This window comes from Candidatus Erwinia dacicola, assembly GCF_001756855.1.
Taxonomy (GTDB): domain Bacteria; phylum Pseudomonadota; class Gammaproteobacteria; order Enterobacterales; family Enterobacteriaceae; genus Erwinia; species Erwinia dacicola.
Genome location: NZ_MAYS01000166.1, coordinates 1 through 10,705 on the forward strand (window position 1 = coordinate 1; position 10,705 = coordinate 10,705).

General features: G+C 58.1%; 5 protein-coding genes and 3 pseudogenes. 7 read left to right on the forward strand and 1 reads right to left on the reverse strand.

The window, feature by feature from the left end:
* Positions 1–375: 375 nt before the first annotated feature.
* The 7 genes and pseudogenes from BBW68_RS05045 to BBW68_RS15890 all read left to right on the forward strand — a co-directional run.
* Positions 376–1,608 (forward strand): MdtA/MuxA family multidrug efflux RND transporter periplasmic adaptor subunit, encoded by a 1,233-nt coding sequence (locus BBW68_RS05045; RefSeq protein WP_070134275.1) that lies wholly within the window; start codon positions 376–378, stop codon positions 1,606–1,608.
* Positions 1,608–4,715 (forward strand): MdtB/MuxB family multidrug efflux RND transporter permease subunit, encoded by a 3,108-nt coding sequence (locus BBW68_RS05050; RefSeq protein ID WP_070134276.1) that lies wholly within the window; start codon positions 1,608–1,610, stop codon positions 4,713–4,715. Before BBW68_RS05045 ends, BBW68_RS05050 begins: the two co-directional genes overlap by 1 nt.
* A gap of 8 nt (positions 4,716–4,723) precedes the next feature.
* Positions 4,724–7,798 (forward strand): multidrug efflux RND transporter permease subunit MdtC, encoded by a 3,075-nt coding sequence (gene mdtC / locus BBW68_RS05055; protein ID WP_070134277.1) that lies wholly within the window; start codon positions 4,724–4,726, stop codon positions 7,796–7,798.
* Between the two features lies 1 nt (position 7,799).
* A pseudogene (locus tag BBW68_RS05060) lies at positions 7,800–8,426 on the forward strand (MFS transporter); the annotation flags it as partial.
* 244 nt (positions 8,427–8,670) lie between these two features.
* Complete coding sequence (locus BBW68_RS05065; RefSeq protein WP_070134278.1) at positions 8,671–8,871, forward strand: transposase; 201 nt, start codon at positions 8,671–8,673, stop codon at positions 8,869–8,871.
* Positions 8,872–9,062: 191 nt separating this feature from the next.
* A complete protein-coding gene (tnpB, locus tag BBW68_RS05070; protein WP_070134279.1) occupies positions 9,063–9,356 on the forward strand; it encodes an IS66 family insertion sequence element accessory protein TnpB in 294 nt (97 codons plus the stop codon).
* Positions 9,357–9,595: 239 nt separating this feature from the next.
* A pseudogene (locus tag BBW68_RS15890) lies at positions 9,596–10,149 on the forward strand (IS66 family transposase); the annotation flags it as partial.
* A 201-nt stretch (positions 10,150–10,350) separates the two neighbouring features.
* On the opposite strand, the pseudogene BBW68_RS05075 reads toward BBW68_RS15890, so the two are convergent.
* A pseudogene (locus BBW68_RS05075) lies at positions 10,351–10,705 on the reverse strand (transposase); the annotation flags it as partial.

The window sequence follows — 10,705 nt, forward strand, 5'->3', positions numbered from 1 at the left end:
TCGGTGAACGTTTTGACTGACATAAACACTCCTTCATTAGGCCTCCATTATGAGGCAAAAAAGTGTCTACGAAACTCGGGTCTATTCAGTTTTTTAGAAGTTGAGAATGGTTCTCATAATCATTTTCCTGATATGAAGTCATTAGCGCAGATGCGATAGCCTGTAACCTCAGCAAACTAAGCTTTTCGCACTGCGCTAATTTGTGGCAAAGAATTTGCGCATTCGGCCCGATGAACGCGGGACAGAACAAAACTAACCCGTTATCCTTATTTTCTTCATTTTTCAGCGTTTGAAATCCGCTATTGTGACTATGATTCGGGATACTGTTTTGTCCAGCCCGGGCTTCAGGTCCTGCTACCGGAGAGCAAAAAAATCATGAAATCGCCGCGCCGCGTTCCGCTAATTCCCCTGATTATCCTCGTTGCCCTTATGGGTGGTGGCGCTTACTGGTGGCACAGCCACAGCGCCTCATCCACTGCTGAGCCTAAGGCCGGCACTCAGCATCCGCGTGGCAAAAGCGGGCGATACGGCGGCGCTGGTGCAGCGATGGCTCCCGTGCAGGGGTTAGAGGCGGTGCGTCAGAGCGTGCCGCAGTATCTTTCCGGATTGGGTACCGTCACCGCAGCCAATACCGTGACGTTGCGTAGCCGGGTGGATGGCGATTTAATGGCGATTCACTTCACTGAAGGACAGGAAGTCAAAGCCGGTGAACTGCTGGCTGAAATCGATCCACGCCCGTACCAAGTGGCGCTGATGCAGGCTCAGGGACAGCTGGCGAAGGATCAGGCGACATTAGCCAACGCCCGCCGCGACCTTGCGCGCTATGAAAAGCTGGCGAAAACTAGCCTGGTGTCAAAACAGGAGCTAGATACGCAGCGCTCGCTGGTCAGTGAAACCCTCGGCACCCTTAAAGCCGACGAAGGCAGCGTGGCCAGCGCCCAGCTCAACCTGAGCTACAGTCACGTCACCGCGCCTATCTCTGGCCGCGTTGGACTGAAACAGATCGATGTCGGCAATTACATCACCAGCGGCAATACCAACGGTATTGTGGTGATCACCCAGAAGCACCCGATTGACTTGGTGTTCAGCCTGCCGGAAAACGATATTTCCAGCATTCTCAGCGCGCAGAAAAACGGCGCGGTGCCGGTCGAGGCGTGGGATCGCAACAACAAGAACTTGCTCACCACCGGCCAGCTGCTAAGCATGGATAATCAGATTGATGCCACCACCGGCACCGTCAAGCTGAAGGCGCGCTTTAGCAATGAAGACGATCGGCTGTTTCCCAATCAGTTTGTCAATGCGCGCCTAAAGGTCAGCACGCTGCAGGATGCAATTGTTATCCCGATCGCCGCGCTGCAGATGGGCAACGAAGGCAACTTCGTCTGGGTGGTCAACAGCGACAGTAAAGTCAGCAAGAAAATTGTCAGCGTGGGCTTCCAGGACAGTGAAAAAGTGGTGATTAAGGCCGGGCTGGAAGCCGGGGAGAAAGTGGTCACCGACGGTATTGACCGCCTGCTCGAAGGCGCGCAGGTGGAGGTGGTGGCTCCGCAGGTCATGCCGCTGACCTCAGGTAAAAGCGCCCTGCCAAGCAAGGGAGCCAGAGACTGATGCAGGTGATGCCCCCAACGCAAGGTGACGGACCGTCACGCCTGTTTATTCTGCGCCCGGTCGCCACCACCATGCTGATGATCGCTATCCTGCTGGCGGGGATTATTGGCTACCGCTCGCTGCCGGTTTCCGCCCTGCCGGAAGTCAATTACCCCACCATCCAGGTCATCACGTTCTATCCGGGGGCCAGCCCCGACGTGGTGACCTCCGCGATTACCGCCCCGCTGGAGCGCCAGTTCGGGCAGATGTCCGGCCTGAAGCAGATGGCCTCGCAAAGCGCCGGCGGTGCATCGGTAGTAACGCTGCAGTTCCAGCTGACCCTGGCGCTCGACGTCGCCGAGCAGGAAGTGCAGGCGGCCATCAATGCTGCTACCAATCTGCTGCCTAACGATTTGCCCAATCCGCCGGTTTACAGAAAGGTTAACCCAGCCGATCCACCGATTATGACCCTTGCCATCACCAGCAGCAGCATGCCAATGACCCAGATGCAGGATATGGTGGAGAACCGCGTGGCGCAGAAAATTTCCCAGGTGTCCGGCGTTGGGCTGGTGAAGCTATCTGGTGGGCAGCGGCCCGCAGTGCGGGTAAAGCTCAACGCGCAGGCGCTGGTGGCGCTCGGTATCACCAGTGAAACGGTGCGCACCGCCATCAGCAACGCCAACGTCAACTCGGCTAAAGGCAGTCTGAATGGGCCTGAGCGCTCTATTACCCTCTCCGCCAACGACCAGATTAAAACAGCCGAAGGCTACCGCCAGCTAATCGTCAGCTACTGCAACGGTGCGCCGGTGCGCTTGGGCGATGTGGCTTCGGTAGAACAGGGGGCAGAAAACAGCTGGCTCGGCGCCTGGGCTAACCGCCAGCAGGCAATTGTGCTGAACGTGCAGCGCCAGCCGGGTGCCAATATCATTGCCACCGCTGACAATATCCGCCAGATGCTGCCTACCTTCACCGCATCGCTGCCAAAGTCAGTCAACGTGCAGCTACTGAGCGACCGCACTATCAATATTCACGCTTCGGTGCACGAAGTGCAGTTTGGGCTACTGCTGGCGATTGCGCTGGTGGTGATGATTATCTATCTGTTCCTGCGCAACGTGGCGGCGACAATTATCCCGGCAGTGGCGGTACCACTGTCGCTGGTCGGCACCTTCGCGGTGATGTACTTCCTTGGCTTCTCGGTGAATAACCTGACGCTGATGGCTCTGACCATCGCCACCGGCTTTGTAGTCGATGACGCTATCGTGGTAGTCGAAAACATCACCCGCTATATCGAGAAAGGTGAAATGCCACTGACGGCGGCGCTGAAAGGGGCGGGTGAGATCGGCTTTACTATTATCTCGCTGACCTTCTCGCTGATTGCCGTGCTGATCCCGTTGCTGTTTATGGGCGATATCGTCGGCCGCCTGTTCCGCGAGTTTGCGGTGACGCTGGCGGTGGCGATCCTGATCTCCGCTTTAGTGTCGCTAACACTGACGCCGATGATGTGCGCGCGCATGCTGAAGGCAGAGTCGCTGCGCAAACAGAACTGTTTCTCACGCGCCAGCGAAGCCTTCTTTGACCGCGTGATTGCGCGTTATGGCATCATGCTGCAAAAGGTGCTCAGCCATCCGTGGCTGACGCTAGGCGTGGCGCTCAGCACCATGGTGACCGCCGTGCTGCTGTGGCTGGCGATCCCGAAAGGCTTTTTCCCGCTGCAGGATAACAGCATTATTCAGGGCACCGTTCAGGCACCGCAGTCGGTTTCCTACAGCAATATGGTGCAGCGCCAGAAGGAAGTGGCCTCGATTATTATGCAAGATCCGGCAGTCCAGAGTCTGATCTCCTTCGTCGGCGTGGACGAGACTAACCAAGCGCTAAATAGCGGGCGCCTGCAGATCAATCTCAAGCTGCTCGACCAGCGTGACGACCGCATTCCGGTGGTGATCGCCCGCCTGCAGCAGGAGGTGGCGAAGCTGCCGGGCATTAACCTCTATCTGCAGCCAGTGCAGGACCTGACGATTGATACCCTGGCCAGTCGCACGCAGTATCAGCTTAGCCTGCAGGCAGGTCTGCTCGACTCGCTCAGCCTGTGGGTACCGAAACTGCAGGCCGAGCTGGACAAATTACCGCAGCTGAAAGAGGTAAGCAGCGACTGGCAGGATCAGGGGCTGGAAGCCTATATCCGCGTCAATCGCGACAACGCCAGCCGTTTGGGCATTTCCCTATCTGACGTCGATAACGCGCTGTATAACGCCTTCGGGCAGCGGCTAATCGCAACGATTTATACTCAGGCCAGCCAGTATCGCGTGGTGCTGGAGCACGACACAGCCGCCACGCCGGGGCTGGCTGCGCTGCAGAGCATCCGGCTGAAAAGCACCGATGGCGGCAGCGTGCCGCTCAGCGTCATTGCCAGCATCGAACAGCGCCACGGCACGCTGAGCATTAACCACCTCGATCAGTTCCCATCGACTACCTTCTCGTTTAAAGTCAGCGACGGTTATTCGCTGGAGCAGGCGGTTAATGCGATTACCCAAGCGGAACAGGATCTGGCCATGCCGACGGATATCATCACCCAGTTCCAAGGCAGCACCCTCGCCTTCCAAGCAGCGCTCTCCAGTACCGTGTGGCTGATTGTTGGGGCGGTTGTGGCGATGTATATCGTGCTCGGCGTGTTGTACGAGAGCTTTGTTCACCCGGTCACTATTCTCTCCACGCTGCCGACCGCAGGGGTGGGTGCGCTGCTGGCGCTGCTGATCAGCGGCAGCGAGCTGGACGTGATTGCGGTTATCGGCATTATTCTGCTGATTGGCATCGTCAAGAAGAACGCTATCATGATAATCGACTTTGCGCTGGCGGCCGAGCGTGAACAGGGTATGACGCCGTATGAGGCGATTTATCAGGCCTGTCTGCTGCGCTTCCGCCCGATCCTGATGACCACGCTGGCGGCACTGCTCGGTGCGCTGCCGCTGATGCTAAGCACCGGCGTCGGTGCCGAACTGCGCCGCCCGCTGGGTACCGCGATGGTGGGCGGCCTGATCGTCAGCCAAGTGTTGACGCTGTTTACCACGCCGGTGATCTACCTGCTGTTTGACCGTCTAGCGCACGCCACGCGCCGCCGCTTCAGTAAGTAGGAGGCAGAGTGAAATTTTTCGCGCTATTTATCCACCGCCCAGTCGCCACCATCCTGCTGACGGTGGCGAGCCTGCTGGCGGGCATTCTCGGTTTTTGCCTGCTGCCGGTGGCCTCGCTGCCGCAGGTCGATTTCCCAGTCATTGTGGTTAGCGCCTCGCTGCCCGGTGCCTCGCCGGAAACCATGGCCTCCTCGGTTGCCACCCCGCTGGAACGGGCGCTGGGGAGCATTGCCGGGGTGAGTGAAATGACCTCTACCAGCTCGCTCGGCAGCACGCGGCTAATCCTAGTATTCGACTTCGACCGCGATATTAACGGTGCGGCACGCGATGTGCAGGGAGCGATCAACGCCGCGCAGAGCCTACTGCCAACAGGGATGCCAAGCCGCCCGACCTATCGCAAAGTGAATCCGTCTGACGCGCCGATCATGATTATGACGCTGACCTCGGACACCTACTCCCCCGGCCAGCTGTATGACTATGCCTTCACGCAGCTGGCGCAGAAGCTAGCGCAAATTGACGGCGTGGGCGATGTCACTATCGGCGGCAGTTCGCTGCCTGCGGTGCGTGTCGACCTCAACCCGCAGGCGCTGTTTAATCAGGGCGTGTCGCTGGACGCGGTGCGCACCGCCATTGCCGACGCCAACGTGCGTAAACCGCAGGGTGCGATTGAGAATCAGCAGCAGCGCTGGTGGCTTAAGACCAATGACAAGCTACAAACCGCTGCCGAATATCAGCCGCTGATCGTGCATTACAACAACGGCGCGGCGGTGCGCCTGCAGGATGTTGCCACCGTCTCGGACTCGGTGCAGGACCTGCGCAACGCCGGGATGTCCAACGCCCGCCCGGCTATTCTGGCGCTGATCCGCAAAGCACCGGAAGCCAATATCATTGATACCGTCGACCGGATTAACGCCCAGCTGCCCGAACTGCGCAAAGTCATTCCGGCGTCGATCAAGCTGGAGGTGGCGCAGGACCGTTCACCGACCATCCGCGCCTCGCTGCATGAGGTGGAACAGTCGCTGGCGATCTCGGTCGGGCTGGTGATTCTGGTGGTGTTTGCTTTCCTGCGCTCCGGGCGCGCCACGCTGATCCCGGCAGTGGCCGTGCCGGTCTCGCTGATTGGCACCTTCGCCGCGATGTACCTGTGCGGCTTCAGCCTCAATAACCTGTCGCTGATGGCGCTGACCGTGGCAACCGGCTTTGTCGTCGATGATGCGATTGTGGTGCTGGAGAATATCTCGCACCACGTCGAAGCGGGGATAAAACCGCTTGCGGCGGCGCTGCAGGGGGTGCGTGAAGTCGGCTTTACCGTGGTCTCGATGAGTACTTCCCTAGTGGCGGTGTTTATTCCGCTACTGATGCTCGGCGGGCTGATAGGCCGCTTCTTCCGCGAGTTTGCCGTCACGCTGTCGGTATCGATCGCCATATCGCTGCTGGTGTCGATTACCCTGACGCCGATGATGTGTGCGTACCTGCTGCGCAATAAACCGCGCCACCAACAGCAGCGCATTCGCGGTTTTGGTAAGGTGCTGCTGGCCGTGCAGCAGAGCTATGGCCGCAAGCTAAATCTGGTGCTGAATCATGCACGCTGGACGCTACTGGTGTTTCTCGCCACCATCGGCCTGACGATGTATCTCTACGTTTCAATCCCGAAAACTTTTATGCCGGAGCAGGATACCGGGCGACTGATGGGCTTTATTCAGGCCGACCAGAGCATCTCCTTCCAGTCGATGCGCGGCAAGCTGGAAGATTTTATGCGCATCACCCATGCCGACCCGGCGGTGGAGAGTGTAGTGGGCTTTACCAGCGGGTCACGTACCAACAGCGGCTCGATGTTTATTGCCCTGAAGCCGCTGAGTAAGCGCACGGAAAATGCCCAGCAGGTGATTGCCCGTCTACGCGGTAAGCTGGCGAAAGAGCCCGGCGCGAATCTCTACCTGATGGTCGAGCAAGATCTGCGCGTCGGCGGGCGCGAGTCCAACGCAGGCTATCAGTTCACGCTGCTGTCTGACAGCCTTGACGACCTGCGCGAGTGGGAGCCTAAAATCCGCCGCGCCTTTGCCGCGCTGCCGGAGCTGGTCGACGTCAACTCCGACCAAGAGGATAAAGGCTCGGAAATGGCGCTGACCTACGACCGTGAGGCCATGGCGCGGCTGGGGATTGACGTGGCGGACGCTAACGGCCTGTTGAATAACGCCTTCGGCCAGCGCCAGATCTCCACCATCTATCAGCCGCTCAACCAGTACAAAGTGGTGATGGAGGTTGACCCGTGCTACACCCAGGATATCAGCGCGCTCAACCAAGTGTACGTAATCAATAAGGAAGGGCAATCTATTCCGCTGTCGTCGTTCGCCAAATGGCAGTCGCAGAACTCTCCGCTGTCGGTTAATCATCAGGGGCTTTCTGCGGCTTCAACCGTGTCGTTTAACCTGCCGGAAGGGGTATCACTGTCAGAGGCCTCCGCCGCGATCGACCGCAGCATGACCTCACTGGGCATACCTTCCAGCATGCGCGGCAGCTTTGCCGGTACGGTAGCGGTGTTCGAGCAGTCGCAGAGCAGCCAGCTATGGTTAATCATCGGCGCTATCGCCACGGTGTATATCGTGTTGGGGATCCTGTATGAGAGCTATGTCCACCCGCTGACTATTCTCTCTACCCTGCCCTCGGCGGGCGTTGGCGCGCTGCTGGCGCTGGAGCTGTTCTCCGCGCCGTTAAGCCTGATTGCGCTGATAGGGATCCTGCTGCTGATCGGCATCGTGAAAAAGAACGCCATTATGATGGTCGACTTTGCGCTCGAAGCGCAGCGCAGCGGCAACCTTACGGCGCGTGAGGCGATTTTCCAGGCCAGCCTGCTGCGCTTTCGCCCGATTATGATGACCACCCTGGCAGCCCTGCTAGGCGCATTGCCGCTGGTACTGACCAGCGGTGACGGGGCCGAACTGCGCCAGCCGCTGGGGATCACCATCGTCGGTGGCCTGGTCATGAGCCAGCTGTTGACGCTGTACATCACCCCAGTGGTGTATCTGTATATGGATAAACTGCGGCGTAAAGCTAAGCCGCAACCGGCACACGAAGGAGCCTGAGATGGCTAACGCATCCCCCGCTTCGGTACGCTGGCAGCTGTGGATTGTTGCCTTCGGCTTTTTTATGCAGGCGCTGGATACTACCATCGTTAATACCGCGCTGCTGTCGATGGCTGCCAGCCTCAACGTCAGCCCGCTGCATATGCATTCGGTGATTGTCTTCTACGTGCTGACGGTGGCGGTGATGCTGCCGGTCAGCGGCTGGCTGGCCGACCGTTTTTGAGTGCGCAACGTCTTCTTTAGCACGATTATCCTGTTCATCATCGGCTCGCTGTACTGCGCGATGTCCGCCACGCTGGATCAGCTGCTGCTGGCGCGAGTGGTGCAGGGCATTAGCGGGGCGATGATGGTGCTGGTCGGACGACTGACGGTGATGAAGCTGGTGCCGCATGCGGAATATATGGCGGAGATGACCTTTGTCACGCTGCTAGGGCAGGTTGGCCCGCTGCTCGGTCCGGCGCTTGGCGGCGTGCTGGTCGAGTACGCCAGCTGGCACTGGATCATTCTGATTAACATTCCGGTGGGCATTGTTGGCGCGATCGTCACGCTGATGCTGCTGCCCAACTTTACGCTGCAAACCCGGCGCTTCGACCTTAGCGGCTTCTTTCTGCTCGCGGCAGGCCACGCTGACGCTGAAAGAACTGCCCGATGAGCTGGCCAGCAACAGCCTGCTGTCGACGGTAATGCAGCTGTCGATGAGTATCGGCGTTCTACTCGGCACCTTTGCTCATCAGGCGGTGAGCGACAGCCCGATGGTTCATCAAGCCTTTATCTATACCTATTTCTGGTAATCGTCAACTCAACACCGTCTGGTCAATTTCTCACCTCCCTGTAATTTAAGCGTCCACTTATTCTGATTAGGTGGACACCTGATGACTGACTCAAAATCCTTACTTCGCCAGCGTTACACGCCCGAATTTAAGCTCCGGCTGGTTCGCATGGCGCTTAAAACCCTTGAGCAAAACGGCAGCGTTGCCGCCCTCGCGCGTGAGCACAACGTCAACGACAATTTCCACTTTAAATGGATACGCCTCTGGAAAAATGAAGGTCGCGTCGCTAAACTTCGCGGATAAAAAACAAAACTGGTTGCACTTCCCGCGCTGGTGCCGGTCCAGATAGTTCTTCCTTTATCTACTCCCGAACCGAAGCCTGACGTCAGTGCAGACTGCGTTATCCGCCTCCCGCGCGGCGAAATATCACTCCACAACCCTTCACCGGAACAGCTTTGCACCATGCTGCAGGCCATGATATGCGGAGGCCGTTCGTGATAAATCTGCCATCCGCTACCCGAATCTGGCTGGTTGCGGGCATCACCGACATGCGCAACGGCTTTAACGGCCCCGGCGCAAAGGTCCAGACCGCCCTGAAAGATGACCCGATGTCCGGTCACGTCTTTATCTTCCGAGAGCGCTCGAGCTCCCAAGTAAAACTGCTCTGGTCTACCGGTGACGACCTGTGCCTGCTTACCAAAAGGCTGGAGTGCGGGCGCTTAGCATGGTCATCGACCTGCGATGGCAAAGTGTTCCTCACGCCCATGTTGCTGGAAGGTATCGACTGATGCCAGCCAAAGCGCCTGCTGTCACCGCTTACCCTGCTATAATCCGCTTTATCTTGGTCATCTAGCAGGCAACTTGGTAACATGCCCGCCATGAACGATAATCTTCCCGACGATATTGCCCTTCTTAAACAGCGCCTAGCAGAGCTAGCAGGCGCAGATACTCGTCCTTGAGGCAAAGCTTGCCTCGCGCGAACGCGAGGTCGACTACCTTCAAGCGCAGCTCAATAAGCGGCGGCGTAGCAGGCTTGGTGAGGGCCCCGACGGTGTGGTTCGCGTACTCGCCGGACCGCAAGGGCGTTCACCCGCAGATGCACTTGGCTAGGTTCAGCGGCGTGCCGCCGGCGGACACCTACGCCGGGTTCAACGAACTGTATCGCGAGGGCCGTATATAAGGAAGCGGCATGCTGGGCACACGCGCGGCGCAAAATCCACGACGTGCACGTCAGGCCCCCGTCGGAGCTGACGACGGAAGCGCTGCACCGCATCGGCGAGCTGTACGGGATCGAGGCGGGTATCCGTGGTAAAAGCGCGGCTGGGCGGAGCCTGACAACAATATTGCGGAAAACGCGCTGCGGACGGTGAGTCTGGGGCGAAAAATTATCTATTCTTCGGCTCGGACCACGGTGGCGATCGTGATCGTGGTGCGCAGCTGTACGGGTTAATCGGGAGTTGTTGGCTTAACGGTATAGATCCTGAGCGTTATCTTTGTCAGGTGCTGTCGGTGATAGCAGACTGGTCGGTCAACCGCGTAGGCGAACTGCTGCCGTGGCGCGTCACCCTGCCCGGGGCATAATCTCATAGGCGTTAACTTAATGTCCGGACCATCTGAAGAATACGTCGTCTGGGCGGCTCGTTGAGGCGATGGCCCACACACTTCAGTTTCACGACATACGCTTCCAACGGGACTGACCCGGTAATGCCTCCACGTAAGCCACGGATAACCATTTTTGTTATTCTCCATAAAAAGTTATCCCTTCGTTTTTCTGTCGTGCCTTCAGAGGGGAAAGGCCAGCGATGGCTGGATCATGTCATCAATTAAGAAGGCTGCGAGCAGATTTGCAAATATCTAGGCTTTTGCAAGTTCAGTGTCCTTTGCCCGCAGAGCATCCATTTGCAACAGATTTTTGAGGCGTTTAAAAGCCAGTTCAATTTGCCAGCGCAGACGGTAACAGTCAGCCACCAGCTCTGCTGAATATTCGTGTTCTGGTAGTGACGTAAGTAACAGCACATGTCCTACTGCTTCCCGTGTTTCTGCCTGAGCTACCCGCCCTTTGCGACGATTGTCGCTGAGTACCCGGGCTCTGCTGCTCTGCGCTTTTTCCGGCGGCAGCGCCACGGCAATAAGGCGT

Coding starts and splice junctions, on each gene's coding strand:
- BBW68_RS05045 (WP_070134275.1), top strand. CDS start 376: ATGAAATCGCCGCGCCGCGTTCCGCTAATTCCCCTGATTATCCTCGTT.
- BBW68_RS05050 (WP_070134276.1), top strand. CDS start 1,608: ATGCAGGTGATGCCCCCAACGCAAGGTGACGGACCGTCACGCCTGTTT.
- BBW68_RS05065 (WP_070134278.1), top strand. CDS start 8,671: ATGACTGACTCAAAATCCTTACTTCGCCAGCGTTACACGCCCGAATTT.